Annotated in this window: 21 protein-coding genes; 13 read left to right on the plus strand and 8 right to left on the minus strand. The window is 61.3% G+C overall.

From position 1 onward, the window contains the following. Nucleotides 1-182: 182 nt before the first annotated feature. Entirely contained in the window at nucleotides 183-1,070 is an 888-nt protein-coding gene (rhtA, locus tag HX821_RS26345) for a threonine/homoserine exporter RhtA (protein ID WP_003210146.1), read from the plus strand. Between the two features lie 167 nt (nucleotides 1,071-1,237). After that, nucleotides 1,238-1,519 carry a hypothetical protein gene (locus HX821_RS26350; RefSeq protein ID WP_003210144.1) on the plus strand — a complete coding sequence of 94 codons (282 nt, stop codon included), beginning with the start codon at nucleotides 1,238-1,240 and terminating at the stop codon, nucleotides 1,517-1,519. 12 nt (nucleotides 1,520-1,531) lie between these two features. On the opposite strand, the gene HX821_RS26355 is transcribed toward HX821_RS26350, so the two are convergent. Beyond that, nucleotides 1,532-2,092, minus strand: a complete 561-nt coding sequence (locus HX821_RS26355) for a TetR/AcrR family transcriptional regulator (protein ID WP_177036836.1) — start codon at nucleotides 2,090-2,092, stop codon at nucleotides 1,532-1,534. Between the two features lie 89 nt (nucleotides 2,093-2,181). On the opposite strand from HX821_RS26355, the gene HX821_RS26360 reads away from it, so the two are divergent. Together HX821_RS26360 and HX821_RS26365 are read left to right on the plus strand one after the other, a co-directional pair. Then, nucleotides 2,182-2,913 (plus strand): SDR family oxidoreductase, encoded by a 732-nt coding sequence (locus HX821_RS26360; RefSeq protein ID WP_003210139.1) that lies wholly within the window; start codon nucleotides 2,182-2,184, stop codon nucleotides 2,911-2,913. A 35-nt stretch (nucleotides 2,914-2,948) separates the two neighbouring features. Next, complete coding sequence (locus tag HX821_RS26365) at nucleotides 2,949-3,539, plus strand: 2-hydroxychromene-2-carboxylate isomerase (protein WP_102369598.1); 591 nt, start codon at nucleotides 2,949-2,951, stop codon at nucleotides 3,537-3,539. Here the strand turns inward: HX821_RS26365 and HX821_RS26370 are convergent. The 3 genes from HX821_RS26370 to HX821_RS26380 form a co-directional block, all read right to left on the minus strand. Further along, nucleotides 3,536-5,344, minus strand: a complete 1,809-nt coding sequence (locus tag HX821_RS26370) for an aminopeptidase P family protein (protein WP_087695275.1) — start codon at nucleotides 5,342-5,344, stop codon at nucleotides 3,536-3,538. The two genes, HX821_RS26365 and HX821_RS26370, sit on opposite strands and share 4 nt — an antisense overlap. 36 nt (nucleotides 5,345-5,380) lie before the next feature. After that, nucleotides 5,381-6,541 carry a cysteine desulfurase family protein gene (locus HX821_RS26375; protein WP_087695274.1) on the minus strand — a complete coding sequence of 387 codons (1,161 nt, stop codon included), beginning with the start codon at nucleotides 6,539-6,541 and terminating at the stop codon, nucleotides 5,381-5,383. A gap of 228 nt (nucleotides 6,542-6,769) precedes the next feature. Further along, the gene (locus HX821_RS26380; protein ID WP_008430855.1) at nucleotides 6,770-7,039 is read right to left on the minus strand and encodes a hypothetical protein; all 270 of its coding nucleotides are present in this window, start codon (nucleotides 7,037-7,039) and stop codon (nucleotides 6,770-6,772) included. Nucleotides 7,040-7,436: 397 nt separating this feature from the next. Here HX821_RS26380 and msuE point away from each other — a divergent pair, with 397 nt between their 5' ends. From msuE to HX821_RS26400, 4 genes are read left to right on the plus strand one after another with little or no spacing between them, the layout of a single operon-like run. Then, nucleotides 7,437-8,000 carry an FMN reductase gene (gene msuE, locus HX821_RS26385; RefSeq protein ID WP_003210131.1) on the plus strand — a complete coding sequence of 188 codons (564 nt, stop codon included), beginning with the start codon at nucleotides 7,437-7,439 and terminating at the stop codon, nucleotides 7,998-8,000. A gap of 9 nt (nucleotides 8,001-8,009) precedes the next feature. After that, entirely contained in the window at nucleotides 8,010-9,155 is a 1,146-nt protein-coding gene (gene ssuD, locus HX821_RS26390; protein ID WP_003210130.1) for an FMNH2-dependent alkanesulfonate monooxygenase, read from the plus strand. A 47-nt stretch (nucleotides 9,156-9,202) separates the two neighbouring features. Continuing rightward, the gene (locus HX821_RS26395; RefSeq protein WP_003210129.1) at nucleotides 9,203-10,390 is read left to right on the plus strand and encodes an acyl-CoA dehydrogenase family protein; all 1,188 of its coding nucleotides are present in this window, start codon (nucleotides 9,203-9,205) and stop codon (nucleotides 10,388-10,390) included. Between the two features lie 11 nt (nucleotides 10,391-10,401). Beyond that, nucleotides 10,402-11,505: a sigma-54-dependent Fis family transcriptional regulator gene (locus HX821_RS26400; protein ID WP_003210127.1), complete on the plus strand. Its 1,104-nt coding sequence runs from the start codon at nucleotides 10,402-10,404 to the stop codon at nucleotides 11,503-11,505. Here the strand turns inward: HX821_RS26400 and HX821_RS26405 are convergent. Beyond that, nucleotides 11,497-11,859: an antibiotic biosynthesis monooxygenase gene (locus HX821_RS26405; protein WP_032898632.1), complete on the minus strand. Its 363-nt coding sequence runs from the start codon at nucleotides 11,857-11,859 to the stop codon at nucleotides 11,497-11,499. The two genes, HX821_RS26400 and HX821_RS26405, sit on opposite strands and share 9 nt — an antisense overlap. Nucleotides 11,860-11,949: 90 nt before the next feature. On the opposite strand from HX821_RS26405, the gene soxR reads away from it, so the two are divergent. Next, nucleotides 11,950-12,393, plus strand: a complete 444-nt coding sequence (gene soxR / locus HX821_RS26410) for a redox-sensitive transcriptional activator SoxR (protein ID WP_008430848.1) — start codon at nucleotides 11,950-11,952, stop codon at nucleotides 12,391-12,393. Nucleotides 12,394-12,523: 130 nt separating this feature from the next. Here soxR and HX821_RS26415 read toward each other — a convergent pair whose 3' ends face one another. Genes HX821_RS26415 through HX821_RS26425 form a run of 3 tightly spaced genes read right to left on the minus strand, consistent with a single transcriptional unit; the run spans nucleotide 12,524 to nucleotide 15,216 of the window. Beyond that, nucleotides 12,524-13,294 carry a MetQ/NlpA family ABC transporter substrate-binding protein gene (locus HX821_RS26415; protein ID WP_003210120.1) on the minus strand — a complete coding sequence of 257 codons (771 nt, stop codon included), beginning with the start codon at nucleotides 13,292-13,294 and terminating at the stop codon, nucleotides 12,524-12,526. A gap of 29 nt (nucleotides 13,295-13,323) precedes the next feature. Further along, entirely contained in the window at nucleotides 13,324-13,989 is a 666-nt protein-coding gene (locus HX821_RS26420; protein ID WP_008430846.1) for a methionine ABC transporter permease, read from the minus strand. 3 nt (nucleotides 13,990-13,992) lie between these two features. Continuing rightward, a complete protein-coding gene (locus HX821_RS26425; protein ID WP_177036838.1) occupies nucleotides 13,993-15,216 on the minus strand; it encodes an SfnB family sulfur acquisition oxidoreductase in 1,224 nt (407 codons plus the stop codon). A 235-nt stretch (nucleotides 15,217-15,451) separates the two neighbouring features. Here HX821_RS26425 and HX821_RS26430 point away from each other — a divergent pair, with 235 nt between their 5' ends. The 4 genes from HX821_RS26430 to HX821_RS26445 all read left to right on the plus strand — a co-directional run bounded on the left by HX821_RS26430 (nucleotide 15,452) and on the right by HX821_RS26445 (nucleotide 19,536). Continuing rightward, on the plus strand, nucleotides 15,452-15,913 hold the full coding sequence (locus HX821_RS26430) for a VOC family protein (RefSeq protein ID WP_003210114.1): 462 nt from the start codon (nucleotides 15,452-15,454) through the stop codon (nucleotides 15,911-15,913). 238 nt (nucleotides 15,914-16,151) lie between these two features. Beyond that, nucleotides 16,152-17,027, plus strand: coding sequence for an alpha/beta fold hydrolase (locus HX821_RS26435; protein WP_008430843.1), 876 nt, complete (start codon nucleotides 16,152-16,154; stop codon nucleotides 17,025-17,027). 98 nt (nucleotides 17,028-17,125) lie between these two features. Beyond that, entirely contained in the window at nucleotides 17,126-18,430 is a 1,305-nt protein-coding gene (gene dctA / locus HX821_RS26440) for a C4-dicarboxylate transporter DctA (protein WP_003207293.1), read from the plus strand. A 191-nt stretch (nucleotides 18,431-18,621) separates the two neighbouring features. Further along, complete coding sequence (locus HX821_RS26445; protein WP_177036840.1) at nucleotides 18,622-19,536, plus strand: LysR substrate-binding domain-containing protein; 915 nt, start codon at nucleotides 18,622-18,624, stop codon at nucleotides 19,534-19,536. Nucleotides 19,537-19,658: the final 122 nt, after the last annotated feature.

The following is a 19,658-nucleotide window of genomic DNA, read 5'->3' on the forward strand; positions in this document are numbered from 1 at the left end:
ACTTCCAGAATCTGCCGTCAACCCTTAATTCAGCTTTTCTATCAATCCATCCCGACAATCACGGAATTCGTCTATATAGGAAGGAACCCTTAACTAATTGAGCAATATATTGCCCAACGCTCAACAGTTAAGCATCATAGCCACTCGGTTTCTTTCAATACGACCTCGGACGAATACCCTCAATGACCACTTCCCCGCGTAGCCTGGCTTCGACACTGTTTCCGGTCGGCCTGCTACTCATTGCCATGGCCTCTATTCAATCAGGCGCCTCACTCGCCAAAAGCATGTTCCCCATCGTGGGCGCCCAGGGCACCACCACCCTGCGCCTGATTTTCGCCAGTGTGATCATGCTGCTCCTTTTACGCCCATGGCGCGCCAAGCTGACAGCCAAGTCGTTGCAGACGGTGATCGTCTACGGGATGGCGCTGGGGGGAATGAACTTCCTCTTCTATATGTCGCTGCGCACCGTTCCGCTGGGAATTGCAGTAGCCCTCGAATTCACCGGCCCACTGGCAGTCGCCATCTACGCTTCGCGACGCGCCGTAGACTTTCTCTGGATAGCCTTGGCGATTGTCGGACTTCTGCTATTGATCCCAGTGGGCGAAGCCAGCAGCGGCATTGACCTCACAGGCGCCGCCTATGCACTCGGCGCAGGTGCGTGCTGGGCACTCTACATTCTGTTTGGCCAAAAGGCCGGCGCCGACAATGGCGTTCAGACTGCGGCCCTCGGCGTAATGATTGCAGCGTTGTTTGTTGCACCGATAGGTATCGTCCACGCGGGCGCCGCACTCCTCACACCCTCGCTGATCCCGATCGCCATTGGTGTCGCGGTTTTATCCACCGCCCTGCCCTACACCCTGGAGATGGTCGCCCTGACTCGCCTGCCAGCCCGCACGTTCGGAACCCTGATGAGTATCGAACCCGCGTTCGGCGCCCTGTCCGGGCTGTTTTTCCTTCAAGAGCACTTGTCCCTGGCGCAATGGCTGGCCATCACCTGCATTATCCTGGCCTCGGTGGGTGCAACCCTGACCATGCGTAACGAATCAAAACCACTCGTTCCAGCCGATTGATTCAGGATTTGACGTAGCTATGGCATTTGCCGCTCAATTAGGCCATGTTTAGGTCGTAACCCAGTGTCATTCATGGAGATTTTCGATAAGGACATCATGAACGCTACACTCGAGAGCGAGCAAAGCCAGCTTCGTGCACTTAAGCGAGGCGGCTATTAAGGATAGTAATGAAGCGAATTTTGATGCTGTTCATGATTGTGGCAATTGCAGGTTGTGCCGCGACCACCAAGACCGAAGTAAAACGGGGAAAGAAGGGCCTGCATATCAACTGCTCAGGCCTGTCCTCTTCCTGGGACCAGTGCTACGCCAGTGCAGCTAATTCGTGTGGCGCCAAAGGCTATAAAGTCATCGCCAAGTCGGGGGACAACGCCGAAGACCCAGGCGACTACCCGTTCGGTCTTAACCCCGCCGGCTACACAAGCCGAAGCATGATTGTCATCTGCAAGTAACTGTCGATGACCTCACAGCCTCGACAGCTGCTGGCTGAGCACCTCGTAGTTCGATGACAGGACCTGTGCCTGCACCTGCGGGTCGACCATCATCCGCGCCACCACCAGGGCGCCGATGCATTGCGACAGAATCGACCACGCCAGGGCCCCGCTGCCCAGTGTTGCTGCCCACCCCACCTGCAATCGGCAAATCCAGTCCTGCGCCTGTTGACGAACGGCCACATCAGATCGCGCAATCTCCGCCCCCAGGCTCGGCAACGCACATCCGGCTTCGGATTGCTCCACATGGGCCATGCTCAGGTAGAACTTCAAACAGCGATCCAGCCGCTCACGGCTTTGCACCCCGTCGCCATTCAATCGCTCAAGGCTGTGGCTCAATTCACGCTCGACAATCGAACTGAACAATTCATCCTTCGAAGCGAAGTGGCTATAAAACGCACCGCCACTCAAGCCAATGGCCTTCATCAAGCCATCCACCCCGACACTGGCAAAACCCTCTTTCTTCGCCAGTGCCGCACTGCTGTCCAGAAGCTTTTCCCTGGTTTGCTGCTTGTGACTAGCCGAATATCGCATCGCTTCCTCCACTGTGCTGTCAGCTTGACGCCTGCTGGATCGTAGCATAACGTTCGTTTGGCAAACGATCGTTTACTAAAGGATCTCCCATGACGAACAACAAGAAAATCGTACTGGTAGTGGGTGCCGGCGATGCCACAGGTGGTGCCATCGCCAAGCGTTTCGCCCGTGAGGGTTACGTCGCCTGCGTCACCCGGCGCAGCGCCGATAAACTGCAACCCTTGGTGGATAGCATCCACGCAGCAGGTGGCGAGGCGCATGGCTTTGCCTGCGATGCCCGCAAGGAAGAAGACGTTATCGCGCTGATCGAGCGGATTGAAACCGAGCTGGGCCCCATCGAAGCCTTCGTGTTCAACATCGGCGCCAATGTGCCGTGCAGCATCCTGGAAGAAACCGCCCGCAAGTACTTCAAGATTTGGGAGATGGCCTGTTTCTCAGGCTTCCTCAACGCGCGGGAAGTGGCCAAGCGCATGGTCACCCGTAACCGCGGGACCATCCTGTTTACCGGTGCCACGGCCGGGTTGCGTGGAGCCGCCGGCTTTGCCGCGTTCGCTGGAGCCAAACACGGGATCCGTGCACTGGCGCAAAGCATGGCTCGCGAACTGGGCCCACGGAATATCCACGTCGCCCACGTCGTCGTGGATGGCGCCATCGACACCGACTTCATCCGCGACAACTTCCCGCAAAAATACGCCCTCAAGGATCAGGACGGCATTCTCAATCCGGACCACATCGCCGATAACTATTGGTACCTGCACAGCCAGCCCCGGGACGCCTGGACCTTCGAGCTGGACCTGCGCCCCTGGAATGAACCCTGGTAAGCGCGCCCCATAACAATAAACTGCGAGTATCCAGCATGAGTAAAACAGTAGAATTTTTCTTCGACCTCGGCAGCCCTGCCACCTATCTGGCCTATACCCAACTTCCAGGCCTGTGCGCTGCAACCGGCACCCAGCTGATTTACAAGCCAATGCTGCTGGGCGGGGTGTTCAAGGCCACCGGCAATGCGTCACCGGCCACCGTTCCCGCCAAAGGTCGCTACATGTTCCAGGACCTGGCACGCTACGCCCAGCGCTACCACGTTCCGCTCAAGTTCAATCCGCACTTTCCCATCAACACATTAATGCTGATGCGTGCGGTCACCGGCGTCCAAATGCGCCAGCCCGAACGCTTTCTCGACTTCATCGACTGCCTGTTCCACGCACTCTGGGTCGAGGGCCGACACTTGGGAGACCTGTCTGTGGTAGCCGCAGTGCTGACCGAACACGGCTTTGATCCTGAAGCAGTCCTGGCGCTGACCAACGATGACGAAGTCAAGACAACCCTCAAGGACAACACCGAACACGCGATTCAGCGTGGCGTATTCGGTGCCCCCAGTATGTTCGTCGGCGACCAGTTGTTCTTTGGCCAGGATCGCCTGGACTTTGTGCGCGAAGCGCTGGGCTAGATCGCAGCCGTGCGCACCTGCAACCACTCCAGCGCTGCACCGCTGAGCAGCGGGCTCAGGCGCTCACGGACGTGTGCGTGGTAATCGTTGAACCACTGGCGCTCCTCCACCGTCAGCAATAACGGCTCCAGGCAACGGGTGTCGATCGGACACAGTGTCAGTGTCTCGAACTTGAGGAACTCGCCAAACTCGGTCTTGCCCGCTTCACGGTTCAACACCAGGTTCTCGATGCGCACACCCCAACGCCCCGGACGGTAAGTGCCGGGCTCGATGGACGTAATCATGCCGGCCTGCATCGCGGTTTGCGGTGCGGCGACGGCTTGATAGGCGATCACCTGCGGGCCTTCATGCACATTGAGGAAATAGCCGACGCCATGACCGGTACCGTGGCCGTAGTCCACACCCTCGGCCCAGATCGGCGCACGGGCAATCGAGTCCAGCAGCGGCGAGAGAATGCCCTTGGGGAAATGCGCGCGGGACAAGGCAATCACACCTTTGAGCACCCGCGTGCAATCGCGCTTCTGCTCTTCGCTTGGCGTCCCGATAGGCACCATCCGCGTGATATCGGTCGTGCCACCCAGGTACTGGCCACCGGAGTCGATCAGCAGCAAGCCATCGCCTTCGATCAGCGCGTGTTCTTCTTCGGTCGCGTGATAGTGCGGCATCGCGCCATTGGCGTTGAATGCGGCAATCGTATTGAAGCTCAGCGACACATAACCCGGACGACGGGTACGCGCTGCCGTCAGGTGCTCATCAATGGTCAGTTCGGTGATGCGCTCACGGCCCAACGCACTGTCGAGCCAGGCGAAGAATTCGCACAAGGCCGCGCCGTCCTGCTCCATGGCCTGGCGAATGTGCTCGGCGTCCGCCAGGCTCTTGCGCGATTTGGCCAAGGTGGTCGGGTTAAGCCCCTCGATCAGCGTGACGCCACTGCCCAGGTTTTCCAGCAAGCCGGCGGTCACCCGGGCCGGGTCGACCTGCACACTCGCGCCCGAAGGAATGTCCTTCAACGCCGCTGCGACTTCGCTGTAATCGCGCAGGGTCACGCCATCCTGTTCCAGCACCGCGCGAAGCTCGGCGTCGACTTTGCTCAGGGCCACAAACAGCGTCGCCTGCTGCTGGCCGATCAAAGCAAACGAGACAAACACCGGGTTGAACGAAACGTCGCCACCCCGCAGGTTAAAGAGCCAGGCAATGTCATCCAGGGTCGCGATGAAATGCCAGTCGGCCCCCTTTTCCGTCAAGCTGGCACGCAGGGCTGCGAGCTTCTCGCCACGACTGACGGTGGCCTGGGGTGGCAGATGTTGATAGATCGGTTGGTTCGGCAAGGTTGGACGGTCTTGCCAGACTTCATTCAACAAGTCGATATCCGTGCGCAAGCGTGCACCACGTGCCTCCAGCTTGCTGCCCAGGGTGCGCGCCGAGGCCACGGCCATGACCGCACCATCAACGGCCACCACGCCGCCTTCCGGCGTCTGCTCCGCGAGCCATTCCAGCGGCCCGGGCTGGCCGGGTTGCAGCTTGACCAACTCGATGCCGCTGCCCTTGAGTTCCTTGGTCGCCTGTTCCCAATAGCGGCTGTCAGCCCATACACCGGCAAAATCCGCAGTAACAATCAGCGTGCCCACCGACCCATGGAAACCCGACAACCACTGACGGCCCTGCCAGTAACCCGGCAGGTATTCGGACAAGTGCGGGTCCGCCGACGGCACCAACAGGGCATGAATGCCCTCGCGGCTCATCAGTTCGCGGGTGTGCGCCAGGCGCTGGGGAACCGTTCCATGGGTCAAAGGCTGTGTGCTCATCGTGTCTCCTGCTAACCACTAATAATTGTTATGGGGTCAAACGGCCCAGAACGCCGGTGCGCTGGCCAGTGCGGCCTTGATCAGCTGTACCGCCTGATCGATATCCTGCTCGGTGGTAAACCGCCCGAGGCTCAAGCGAATGGTGCGACCTGCGCTGCGGGCATCATGGCCCAGCGCCAGAAGCACATGGGACGGTGCATTGCTCGCCGAATTGCAGGCCGAAGTGGCCGAGAAGGCAATGCCCGCGCTCAAGGCGGCGGAATTGAACTCGCCTTCGCTGAACGTCAGGCTCAGGGTGTGGGGAATGCGTTGGGTAAGGCTGCCATTGAGGCGCACCCCGGCAATTGTATTCAGCTGTTCCAGCAGGCGCTCGCGCAAGGCAACGATGGTCGCCTTTTCTTCAGCAAAGGACGCTGCCGCCAGGGCAAACGCGGTACCCATGCCGGCAATCTGGTGAGTTGCCAGGGTGCCCGAACGCAAACCACCTTCATGGCCACCGCCGTGAATCTGCGCCAGCACTTTCTGCTGCGCACGTGGGCCGACGTACAACGCGCCGATACCCTTGGGACCATAGAGTTTGTGTGCGGAAAATGACATGAGGTCCACTGGCCATTCGGCCAGGTCAATCTCGACCTTGCCTGCGCCCTGCGCCGCATCCACGTGAAACAGCGCGCCATGCTCGCGCACGCGTGCGCCAATCGCCCGGATATCGTTAAGAGTGCCCAGCTCGTTGTTCACCAGCATCAGCGACACCAGGAAGGTGTCCTCACGCAATGCTTCGCTCACCGCCTCGACACTGATCAAACCCTCGGCGTCCGGCACCAGGTACGTCACGGCAACCCCGGCTTCCTGCAACTGGCGAGCGGTGTCGAGCGTGGCCTTGTGTTCAATCTGGCTGGTGATGATGTGCCCGCCGGCCACGCCGCGCGCCTGGGCAACGCCCTTGATGGCGAGGTTGTTGGACTCGGTGGCACCGGAGGTCCAGACAATCTGTGCCGGCTCGGCGCCGACCAACTCAGCCACCTGGCCCCGTGCCTGCTCAACCGTTTGCCGGGCCTGTTGGCCGAACGCGTGGGAACTGGACGCAGGGTTGCCGAAGTTGGCATTGAAGCCCAGACACTCAACCATCACCTGGATGACCCGCTCATCCACCGGCGTGGTGGCGGCGTAGTCGAAATACAGCGGACGTTTATTCATGACGTTAAAGACTCGCAGAGCAGGTTCCCGAGAACAACGTCTCAGGGGCCGCAATCAGGAAGGAAGATGGTTTACCTGATCCCGTGCCGTTAAAGAAAGACCACTTTATTTAAAAGTGCGTAGGAACGCTCCTGAAATTCAGCTTAACAGGCTCCGGGAAACGGATGGCAAACAAAAAACCCGAGGTTCCTGTAGGAAACCTCGGGCTCTTCAGACCTCGCCACTGACTCAACTGGGGCGACCGTGCAGCGTCATGCTGCGCTCGGCATTCATCTCACCCTGACGGTCGAAACCGAAGGTGTTCCGTGGCTGGCCGGTCAGTTCGGCTTTCTTCTGTTGGTATTCATCAAATGACAGGCCTCGACGGCTCAGGGCTTCAAGCGCCAGTTCCTTGCTCTCCTCGGCCGAGTAGCCACGCAGTTCGGGCGACGAATGCGTCGCACAACCGGCAAGGACTGAGGTGACAAGCAATACGGAAATGGCGAGAAAACGGTTCATGGCGAAGGTCCTGCGAAACGGGCTGAAGTCAATGAGTACAGGCTACTCCCGCCCCTGCACGGTGAAAAATCATCAGCCGTGATAGTCGCTATCAACCTTTGCGACACTTCTGATAGTCGCGCCTTATATTCCATATAGGTCTATAAATATGGAAATACGTTCATTTACGGAATAAACACAACCCTCTATAAATGGCCTCAACACTCACGCCACTGTTCGCCTGGCAACTGTTGCCCAGGCAACAGTCATTCAACAAAACACCAGGCAGACAACACCACCATTTTCCAACACCTGGCACAGAGGCCACGCCAGTCAAGGGCTGCACAGCTTGGTACAGCTCTTGCTCAAGCCCTGCTACTGCTCTTGCCCTGAGCCACTGTTGAAAAAGGAACTGTTGATGACCCGTCCACTGAATGTCGTTGCCCTCTCCGGCGGAACCTGGCGTCCGTCCCGCACCCTGGTGTTGACCCAGGCGGTGCTGGCCGAACTGGCCGATCAATTGCCGATCCAGGCCACCCTGATCGAACTGGGCGACATTGCCCGGCCGCTGGGCGGCGCACTGTCGCGCCAGGAATTGCCCGCCGACGTCGAAGCGCAACTGCAGGCCATCGAACAGGCCGACCTACTGATCGTTGCCGCGCCGGTGTATCGCGGCTCCTACCCCGGCCTGCTCAAGCACCTGTTCGACCTGGTCGACCTCAACGCCCTGATCAACACCCCGGTGTTGCTGGCGGCCACCGGCGGCAGCGAACGCCACGCCCTGGTACTCGATCACCAGTTGCGCCCGCTGTTCAGTTTCTTCCAGGCCCTGACCTTGCCCATTGGCGTGTACGCCACCGAGGCAGATTTCACCGATTACCACATAACCAGTGAGCCCTTGAAGGCCCGCATTCGCCTTGCTGCAGAACGCGCCGCGCCGTTGTTTGCCGCGCATCCCACCTCTCTGCTGAAAATCGCTTAAGGATTTGTCATGGATGTTTTCTGGTTTCTGCCTACACACGGTGACGGCCACTACCTGGGCACCACCCAGGGCGCTCGCCCGGTCACCCTCAACTATTTGAAACAAGTCGCCCAGGCCGCCGACAACCTCGGCTACCACGGCGTGCTGATTCCCACCGGCCGCTCCTGCGAAGACTCCTGGGTGATTGCCTCGGCGCTGGTGCCGTTGACCGAACGCCTGCGTTACCTGGTGGCGATTCGCCCGGGGATCATCTCGCCAACCGTCTCGGCACGCATGGCCGCCACCCTCGACCGGCTGTCCAATGGCCGCCTGTTGATCAACGTGGTGACCGGCGGCGACCCCGACGAAAACCGCGGCGACGGCAGCTTCCTCGATCACAGCGAACGCTACGAAGTGACCGACGAATTCCTCAAGATCTGGCGCCGCGTGTTGCAAGGCGAATCGGTGGATTTCGAAGGCAAACACCTGCGCGTGCAGAACGCCAAGGCACTTTACCCACCGGTGCAGAAGCCATATCCACCGCTGTACTTCGGCGGTTCCTCGGACGCTGCCCACGACCTCGCCGCCGAACAAGTCGACGTGTACCTGACCTGGGGCGAACCACCGGCTGCCGTCGCCGAGAAACTCGCCGACGTGCGTGAGCGCGCCGCCCGCCACGGGCGCACCGTCAAATTCGGGATTCGCCTGCATGTGATCGTGCGCGAAACCGAAGAAGACGCCTGGAAAGCCGCGGCCAAACTGATCGAGCACATCAGCGACGAAACCATCGCCGCCGCGCAAAAATCCTTCTCGCGCTTTGACTCCGAAGGCCAGCGGCGCATGGCCGCCCTGCACGACGGGCGCCGCGACAACCTGGAAATCGCCCCCAACCTGTGGGCCGGCGTCGGCCTGGTACGTGGCGGCGCGGGCACGGCCCTGGTGGGCAACCCTCAGCAAGTCGCCGAGCGCATCAAGGAATACGCGGACCTGGGCATCGAAAGCTTCATCTTCTCCGGCTACCCGCACCTGGAAGAGGCGTATCGCTTTGCCGAACTGGTGTTCCCGCTGCTGCCGGAACCCTACGCCAGCCTGGCCGGGCGCGGCGTCACCAACCTCACCGGGCCGTTCGGCGAAATGATTGCCAACGACGTCCTGCCGGCAAAAGCCAAGGCCTGACCTGCCGTCTGACGGGGCACGCCCCGGCACACCATGAGGAATACCGCGTGACAGCCAAACCCAATAGCGTCCTGCCCTCACCCTTGCAGACCGCCAAACTGCTGGCCGCCGAATTTGCCCTCACTGCCGTCGAACGCGACGAGCGCGGCGGCACACCGAAGACCGAACGTGACGCCCTGCGCCAAAGCGGCTTGCTGGCCCTGAGCATTCCCACCCAATACGGCGGCCTCGGCGCCCGCTGGAGCGAAACCCTGGAGATCGTGCGCGAATTCGCCAAGGTCGACAGCTCTATCGCCCACGTCTTCGGTTTTCATCACCTGATGCTCGCCACCGTGCGACTGTTCTCACGCCCGGAGCAATGGCAACCCTGGTTCGAACAAACCGCGCGCAAGAACTGGTTCTGGGGCAACGCCCTCAACCCGCTGGACACGCGCACTGTGGTCAAAGCCTACAACGGCTGGCGCGAATTCTCCGGCAAGAAGAGCTTTTGCTCCGGTGCCAGCGACTCGGAAATGCTGATCGCCTCGGCGGTGGATGAAAGCGCCGGCGGCAAGCTGCTGATCGCGGCCATCCCCAGCGGGCGCAGTGGCATCACCCTGCACAATGACTGGAACAACATCGGCCAGCGCCAGACCGACAGCGGCAGCGCCAGCTTCGAACGGGTACGCGTGGAAGAGTCGGAATTGCTCCTCGATCCCGGCCCGCTGAGTACGCCCTTCGCCTGCCTGCGCCCACTGATCGCTCAACTGACCTTCACCCACATGTTCCTCGGCATCGCCGAAGGCGCGTTTGCCGAAGCCCGGAATTACACCCTGACCGAAACCCGGCCCTGGCATAAATCCACGGTGCAGGACATTCGCCAGGACCCGTACGTGCTCAACCACTACGGCGAATTCTGGGTCGCGCTGGAAGGCGTGCGCCTGCTGGTGGAACGCGCCGCCGAACTGCTGGACCAGGCCTGGGCCAAGGGCCCGAGCCTCAGTGAAAGCGAGCGCGGCGAGCTGGCCATCGCCATCGCCACGGCCAAGGTCGCTGCCACCCGCAACGGCCTGGAGCTGTGCAGCCGCCTGTTCGAAGTCACCGGCGCGCGCTCCACCCACGCCTCGCTGCGCCTGGACCGGCACTGGCGCAACCTGCGCACGCAAACCTTGCACGACCCGGTGGACTACAAGCTCCACGAACTGGGGGACTGGGCGTTGAACCAGTCCCTGCCGATTCCCACGTTCTACTCCTAGAAGAGGTGCCCATGCAGCTTTTAACCTTACCGCCCTCGCCCGCTCTTGCGACCTCGATCCGCGCCACGGCCCAGGTCTTCGAAGACCCCAAATCCCAGGCGCTGCTGGCGCACATCCAGCAAGTCGCGCCCAGCGAAGCCAGCGTGTTGATCATCGGCGAAACCGGCACCGGTAAAGAGCTGGTGGCGCGCCATATCCACAACCTCAGCGCCCGGCGCAACCGGCCCTTCGTGGCCGTGAACTGCGGCGCGTTTTCCGAATCCCTGGTGGAAGCCGAGCTGTTCGGCCATGAAAAAGGCGCCTTCACCGGCGCCCTCAGTGCCAAGGCCGGCTGGTTCGAAGAGGCGGACGGCGGCACCTTGTTCCTCGATGAAATCGGTGACTTGCCGATGGCGATCCAGGTCAAGCTGCTACGGGTACTGCAGGAACGCGAAGTGGTGCGCCTGGGCTCACGCAAAAGCATTCCCATCGACGTGCGGGTATTGGCGGCCACCAACGTTCAGTTGGAGAAAGCCATCAATGCCGGGCATTTCCGCGAAGACCTGTACTACCGCCTAGACGTGGTCAGCCTCGAACTCAGCCCCCTGCGGGATCGGCCCGGTGACATCCTGCCACTGACCCGGCATTTCATCGAAGCCTACAGCCAGCGCCTGGGTTACGGCCCGATCACCATCAGCCGCGAGGCCGAGCAGAAACTCAAAAGCTACAGCTGGCCGGGCAACATCCGCGAACTGGAAAACGTGATCCACCACACCCTGCTGATCTGCCGCAACGGCGTGATCGAACGCGACGACCTGCGCCTGTCGAACATGCGCATCGAGCGTCAGGACGACAGCCAGCACGGCACCGACAACAGCGCCGAAGCCCTGCTGGAACGCGCCTTTCAAAAGCTCTTCGAGGAACAGGCCGGGGCCCTGCATGAAAAGGTCGAGGATGCGCTGCTGCGCGCCGCCTACCGCTTCAGCCATTACAACCAGGTGCACACCGCCAACCTGCTGGGCCTGAGCCGCAACGTGACCCGTACCCGTTTGATCAAGATCGGCGAGCTGGCGGTGAACAAGCGACGCCCCGGCGAAAACGTACAGGGCGAGCGCATGCTGCACCTGTCAATTTAGGCGGCAGTGCAGAGCGTTGTCATGGCTGCGCTCGATGCTGCGCAGCACCTGGAACGAACCGAAGGTCACAGCCGTGGCCTGGTGGGCGCGTATCAGCGTCCAGAAATCTTCCTCACCGTGCTCAAAACACTTGAAGGCCGCTTCCCCCTCCTCGCGGGAGCGCCATTGCAGGTAGCTGAGCACCCGGCGTCCATCATCGCTGACCTGCACGCTGGCATTGATAAAGCCACCATGGCCTTGGGCCAGGCGCTCGCTCTGGGATGACAGGGCCGCCACCAAAGCCGATTGCTGCTGAGGCTCGATGTGGAATTCGACCATCTGGGTAAAACTCAGACTCTTCTCTAATACCTGCATGAACATTCCCCTCTCACTGTAGGCACAATCTTGCGATTCGATGCCACGCAGGGTAAAACCTCTAGTTAAGTCAAGGTCAAGGGCTTTTTCATGGTCACCAAAGAACTCACCGTCGGCCAACTGGCAGCCCGCAGTGGCGTAGCGGTTACCGCGCTGCACTTTTATGAAACCAAGGGATTGATCAAGAGCCACCGCAACGCCGGCAACCAGCGGCGCTATCCGCGGGATGTGTTGCGCCGGGTGGTGGTGATCAAGATTGCCCAGCGTTTGGGCATTCCCCTGGCGACGATCCATGACGCGCTGCAAACCTTGCCCGATGGCCGCACGCCCAACGCTGCCGATTGGGAGCGCCTGTCTGCGCTATGGCGTGAGGACCTGGACCAGCGCATCGAAAAACTGATGCTGCTGCGGGACAAACTCAACGGCTGTATTGGCTGCGGGTGCCTGTCGCTGGAGGCGTGCCCGCTGCGCAATCACGACGACGTACTGGGTGAGCGCGGGCCTGGGGCACAACTCTTGGAGCCGTCCACATAATGGCGGGGTAAAACTCGATCAATGTGGGAGCGGGCTTGCTCGCGAAAGCGGGGTGTCAGTCGCCCGATGCAGTGGCTGATCCACCGCCTTCGCGAGCAAGCCCGCTCCCACATTTTGATCGCCGTCAGACTTAGAATCCCGGGGCAATCTGGCCTTTATAGCGGGTCAGGATGAACTGGCGCACTTCATCGGAGTTCAACGCCTTGGCCAGTTTCTGGATGCCAGGGTCATTGATGTTGTCCGGGCGCGCGACCAGGTACTCCACGTACAGGCTCTTGCCCTTCTCGACGATCAACGCGCTGTTGGTGTCGATCCCTGCTTCCAGGGCGTAGTTGGCAAACACGAACGCCAGGTCCACCTGGCTCACCGAGCGGGCCAGCAACGCACCTTCCAGTTCACGAATTTTCAGGTGCTTGGGGTTTTCAACGATATCCCGCGGCGTGGCCAGGGTGTTGCTCGGGTCCTTGAGCTTGATCAGGCCGGCTTCGTCCAGAAGCACCAAGGCGCGGCCAGTGTTGACCGGGTCGTTGGGGATCGACACTGTCGCGCCGTCTTTCAACTCCGAGATATTTTTGATCTTGGTCGAGTACGCGCCGAAAGGCTCGATGTGCACACCGACCACCGGCACCAGGTTGGTATTCCGGGTCTTGTTGTAGTCATCCAGGAATGGCCGGTACTGGTAGTAGTTGGCGTCGATGTTCTTCAGCGCCAGTTGCTGGTTGGGCTGGATGAAATCGGTGAAGACCTTGATTTGCAGGTCCACGCCTTCCTTGGCCAGCACCGGCTTTACGAACTCGAGGATCTCGGCGTGAGGCACGGGCGTGGCGCCGACGACCAGCGTCTCGTTGGCAAAGGCATTGAAGGACAAGACAGCGGCCAAGATGGCCAGGGATTTTTTCATGGTTGCTCCGAAGGCATTAGTTATAGGAATCAACGGCGGCTGTAATGCGCCACCAAACGGTCACCGGTCATCTGCAGGGCCTGCACCAGCACCAACAGCAGCAACACGGTGACCACCATCACGTCGGTCTGGAAACGCTGATAGCCGTAGCGGATAGCCAGGTCGCCCAGGCCACCGCCACCGATCACCCCGGCCATGGCGGTGTAGTCCACCAGCACAATCGCGGTGACAGTGACCGCTGCCAGCAGCCCGCCCCGGGCTTCCGGCAACAGCGTGTGGCGGATCACCTGCCAGGTGCTGGCGCCCATGGATTGGGTGGCCTCCACCACGCCACGGTCGACTTCGCGCAAGGCGGTTTCCACCAGCCGCGCAAAGAACGGCGTACAGCCCACCACCAACGGCGGAATGGTGCCGGCCACGCCCAGGGAGGTGCCCACCAGCAAGGTGGTCACCGGGATCAGCACAATCAGCAGGATGATGAACGGCAGCGAGCGCAGCACGTTGACCACCACCGACAGCGCCCGATACACCACCAGGGTTTCGTGCAACTGGCGCTTGCCGGTGAGGAACAACAGCACCCCCAGCGGCAACCCCAGCAGCACGGTAAAACCCAGGGCCGCGCTGAGCATGCTCAGGGTTTCCAGGCAGGCTTGGCCGATGTCGGCCCAGTAGATGTTTTTAAACAGCTCGGCCATGGGTCAAGACCAATCGTGACGCGGTGGCTTGGCGCCGTTGAGCAGCCAGTTGCCCACCACGTGATACTTCCAGCGCACCGGGTCATGCAGCGTATGCACCCGTGCGTTGCGCCAGTGACGGTCGAAGTTGTGCTTCTTCAAGGTGGAACGGGTGCCACCAAGTTCGAAGAGCTTGTTGCTGGCTTCGATGGCAATTTCAGTGGTCAGTACCTTGGCTCGCGCGACAGCCAGGGAGGCGTGGGCAACGTTGTCTTCATCAGGTGCCGGGCGCGCGGCGTCCAGGGCCTTGCCGGCCCGCTCCAACAAGGCTTCCGCCGCTTCCAGGCGAATATCCAGCGCGCCGACCTGGATGATAGTCAGCGGGTCTTCACTGGCGTTCTCCACCCCGGCATCGATCCATGGACGGACGAATTGCCGGACGAACTGCACCGTGTCACGCAGCGCGGCACGGGCGATGCCGGCGTCGATGGCGGCGGTGGTCAATTGGGCGAAAGGCCCGGCCAGGGTCGGCGAATCGTAGGAGCGATGGGTAGGAAACAGATTGAACGCCGGCACCTTCAAGCCTTCGGCCAGCACCGTGCCACTGGAGGTGGTGCGTTGGCCCATGCTGTCCCAGTCGTCGACCACCACCAGGCCTTCAGTGCCGCGCGGCACGAACGCCAATTGCGCATTCTGCTGTTCATCCAGCGCCAGCACCGCCAGCCAGTGGGCATACAGCGAACCGGTGCAATAACCCTTGCGGCCGTTGATCACATAGCCATCGCCTTGCCGGCGAATGGTCGCCTGGATGTCCTGGACGTTCTTGCCGCCGGTTTCCGACAGCGCATTGGCAAACCGATGCCCTTCCAGCGCCAGGCCAAAAAAGTACGCCTGCTGCTCGGGCGTGCCTTGCAGGCGGATATCTTCCAGCAGGCAGTAATGGTTCTGCGGGATTTGCCCCAGCGAAGGGTCAGCCGCCGAGATAATCGCAATCACCTGGGCCAACACCGCGTATGACACCTGGGCACCACCAAACTCGCGGGGCACGCTGATGCCCCACAGGCCGCTGTTGGAATACAGGTCGACGACCTCCGCAGGCACCTGGCGGGTGCGGTCGCGCTCGGCGTCCTGCTCCAGCAACACGGCAGCAACCCGGTGGGCAACGGCCAGTGCGTGGGCCTCGTCGCGGATCAACTCGGCGTGGGGCGTGTGAATCGGGTAATCGGCAGATACAGGCAGTACAGACATACAACGCTCTCGGGCGAATGGTTTGCCAGAGGCATTGCAGCTTCTGTGCCTGAGGCGCCTGGCCTTCAAACACAAGGGTTTGCTCCCGATATACGCGCGGCAGACCGCCCTTGGCGCAGCAAACTGCCGGTTTGCTGTTGCCTGGGCAACACCTCGTCGGCTGCCCGCAAGCCACGGCGCACGTGGCCTATAGTGAAAAAGCCGTCCCTCCACTACCACCATCAAGGAGAACGATATGAGCGTTAAACCCATTCCCGAGGGCTACCACAGCATCACGCCGTACCTGGGCATCGACAAAGCCGCTGAAGCCATCGAATTCTACAAACGAGCCTTTGGTGCCACCGAAGTCATGCGCCTGGACATGCCCGACGGCAAGATCGGCCATGCCGAACTGCGCATTGGCGATTCGGCGATCATGATGGCCTCGCCCTGTGGCGAAATGTCGTTCGGCAGCCCGGGAAAAGAACACCCCAGCGTGTGCCTGCATCTCTATGTGCAAGATGTCGACCAACAGTTCGCCCAGGCCATCAAGGCCGGCGGCACGGCGATTTCAGAACCCAAGGATCAGTTTTACGGTGACCGTTCCGGGACGCTGAAAGACCCCTTCGGGCATGTGTGGTTCCTGGCCACGCGCAAGGAGGACTTGACCGAGGCGCAAGTTCGCCAGCGGGCCGAGGCGTTGTTCAAGCAAGGATGAAGTCGCCTGGGCGACACAACCCAACGGTAGGAACTGGCTTGCCTGCGATGGCATCACCTCGGTGCGACTGATACACCGAGTTGCCTGCATCGCAGGCAAGCCAGCTCCCACCGTTGACCTGCACTGCCTGAAAGATCGGGCTTCAACACACTTCATGAACAACCCCTCCACGCTTTCCCCCTTGCCCCGGGCGCCGTGTGATTTCAGGATGCAAGCAATCATCACAAGGAGTCATTCCATGTTCGCCGGATTCCAAAAAGACCAGCGCCACGTCAACGGTGTGGACATCAGCTACCGCAAAGGCGGCGCGGGTCCCGGCCTGCTCCTGCTGCACGGGCACCCGCAGACCCACGTCATCTGGCACAAGGTCGCCGAGCAACTGGCCGAACACTTCACCGTGGTCGCCGCCGACCTGCGCGGTTATGGCGACAGCAGCAAGCCCGCCGCCATTGACCATCACACCAATTATTCAAAACGTGAAATGGCCCGCGACGGCGTCGAGCTGATGAAAGCCCTGGGCTTCGACGAGTTCTCGGTGCTGGCCCACGACCGTGGCGCCCGCGTCGCCCATCGCCTCGCCCTGGACCACCCCAAGGCCGTGCAGCGCATGGTGCTGCTGGACATCGCACCAACCCTGTCCATGTACGCCCAGACCGACGAAGCCTTTGCCCGCGCCTACTGGCACTGGTTCTTCCTGATCCGCCCGGCGCCGTTGCCCGAGAGCCTGATTGAAGGCAACCCGGAACTCTACCTGCGCAGCGTCATGGGCAGCCGCAGTGCCGGGCTCAAGCCGTTCACCGATGAAGCCTTCGCCGAATACCTCCGTTGCCTGAAACTGCCGGGCACCGCCACCGGGATCTGCGAGGACTATCGCGCCGCCGCCGGCATCGACCTTGAGCACGACCGCGCCGATATCGACAAGGGCAACCACCTGGAGCTGCCGCTGCTGGTGATGTGGGGCGCCGAAGGCACCGTCGGGCGCTGCTTCGAACCCCTCAAGGAATGGCAGAAAGTCGCGACCGACGTACGTGGCAAGGCCCTGCCGGCCGGCCACTACATCGCAGAAGAAATCCCTGAAGTGCTGCTCGGCGAAGTCCTGACCTTCCTTCGCTGAGCCTTTATGAACCGCTGACCTGACCGATCCCGCCCCGCAGGCTTGAAACAGCCTGCGACGGGATCTGCTTGCCCAAAAAACGTCTCGAGATAATAAAAATGACAATCAGAAAACTGCTGGGAACCCTGTATGTGCAGGTGATCATCGCCATTGTGCTGGGCGTGTTGATCGGCAACCACTGGCCTCAGGTGGGCATCGACCTCAAGCCGTTGGGCGACGGGTTTATCAAGCTGATCAAGATGATCATCGGCCCGATCATCTTCTGCACCGTGGTCTCCGGCATCACCAGCATGCACGACGTGAAGCAGGTGGGCCGCGTCGGCGGCAAGGCGCTGCTGTACTTTGAGATTGTCTCCAGCATCGCCCTGGTAATCGGCATCCTCGCCGCGCACCTGCTGCACCCCGGCGTGGGTTTCAATATCGACGTGAAGACCCTCGACACCTCCGCCATCGCCGGTTTTGTCGGCCAGGCCGAACACGGCGAAGGCGTCACCGGGTTCCTGATGCATGTGATCCCCACTACCTTCTTCGACGCCTTCTCCAAAGGCGAAATCCTCCCGGTACTGTTTGTGTCGGTGCTGTTTGGCCTCGGGCTGGTGATGATCGGCGAGAAGGGCCGGCCCCTGGTCGGCGTGATCAACCAGGCCAGCGAAGTGTTCTTCCGCATCGTCGGGATGATCAGCCGCGTCGCGCCGATCGGGGCCTTCGGGGCCATCGCCTTCACCATCGGCAAATACGGCCTGGGCTCGCTGCTGCCGCTGTTGAAACTGGTGGGCACGTTCTATGTCACCGCGTTTTTCTTCGTCGCCGTGGTGCTGGGCAGCATCGCCCGGTATGTGGGGTTCAGCATCTTCAAGCTGCTGACCTACATCAAGGCTGAACTGTTGATCGTGCTGGGCACCAGCTCCTCCGAATCTGCGCTGCCGCAACTGATCCAGAAACTTGAAAGCCTTGGCGCGTCCAAAGGCGTGGTGGGGATCGTGGTGCCCACCGGCTACACCTTCAACCTGGACGGCACCAACATCTATATGACCCTGGCGGTGCTGTTCCTGGCCCAGGCGACCAATATCGACCTGACGCTGGAGCAACAACTGACCCTGCTGGCGGTGGCGATGCTTACCTCAAAAGGCGCCGGTGCGGTGGTGGGCGCAGGTTTTGTCGCGCTGGCCGCCAGCCTCGCGGTGGTGCCGACGGTGCCGGTGGCGGCGATGGTGCTGATCCTGGGTGTGGACCGGTTCATGGCTGAATGCCGCTCACTGACCAACATCATCGGCAATGCCGTGGCGGCGCTGGTGGTGGCGGCCTGGGAAGGTGAACTGGATCGCGAGAAAATGGCGCCCATCGCCCTCAAGCACGGCCGCCATGCACGGGCCGCCGCCCAGGCGAAGATCGCCGCCGAGTAACCCTTAAACACCAATCCCCTGTGGCGAGGGAGCTTGCTCCCGCTGGGCTGCGAAGCGGCCCCAAGATCTTTGGGAGCGCTACGCACTCCAGCGGGAGCAAGCTCCCTCGCCACAGCAAGCTCCCTCACCACAGAAGCTCCTTCGCCACACCGGTGCTATTCTGGCGGTTCATGCCGCCATGCCTGTTTCTGATGAACAACAAGAAAGATACCGTGCCTCTACCTGAAGACCTGCGGGTATTCCTGACCGTGATCCGCAAGGCCGGCTTTGCTGCGGCTGCCGACGAGCTGGGTTTGTCCCCGGCCTACGTCAGCAAGCGTATCCAGATTCTCGAAACCACCCTCGCCACCCGCCTGCTGCACCGCACCAGCCGCCGTATCGCCCTGACCGAAGATGGCGAGCGTGTGCAGCGCTGGGCCGTGCGGATTCTCGAAGACTTCCAGCAGTTGTCCGACGAGCTTTCCGACGCCCACGACAGCCCGCGCGGCCACCTGCATTTGTGCAGCAGCTTCGGTTTCGGCCGTAACCATGTGGCACCGGCCTTGTCGCTATTGGCCGAACAATACCCGGACCTGGAGATTCGCCTGGACCTGTTCGACCGGGTGGTCGATATCGTCAGCGAGGGTTTCGACCTGGAGATTCGCGTGGGCGACGACATCCCCGGGCAACACATCGGTCGCCGGCTGGTGAGTAACCGGCGGGTGCTGTGTGCGGCGCCCGCCTACCTCGAACGCCGTGGTGTGCCGCAGCACTTGAGCGACCTGGAACAGCACGACTGCCTGGTGCTCAAGGAGCGCGACAACGCGTTTGGCATCTGGCACCTGGAGCGCGATGGCGTGCAGGACAGCGTGCGCGTGCGCGGGCCGTTGTCGTCGAATAACGGCGAGATCGTCTTGCAATGGGCCCTGGACGGGCGCGGCGTGTTGCTGCGTTCGATGTGGGATGTGAAGCCGCTGCTGGAGCAAGGGAAACTGGTGCAGGTGCTGCACGGCTACACCCAGAGCGCCAACGTGTGGGCGGTGTACCCGACGCGGCTGGCCTACTCCGGGAAGTTGCGGGCGTGTGTGGAGTTTTTGCAGGAGCACTTCAAGGGGTTGTCGATTTAGCGCGTCGGGGTTGGGTACATATCCATTGCTGCGGTAACGGCCGCTGACGGTTCTGCTCTTACAGCGGCCTACCGGCCGGCTTGAGTGTTGTAGAGCAAAAAGCCAAATCAAAAGCGGGCACG

The sequence above is a fragment of the Pseudomonas sp. B6001 genome (genome assembly GCF_013386015.1).
Classification (GTDB): Bacteria; Pseudomonadota; Gammaproteobacteria; order Pseudomonadales; family Pseudomonadaceae; genus Aquipseudomonas.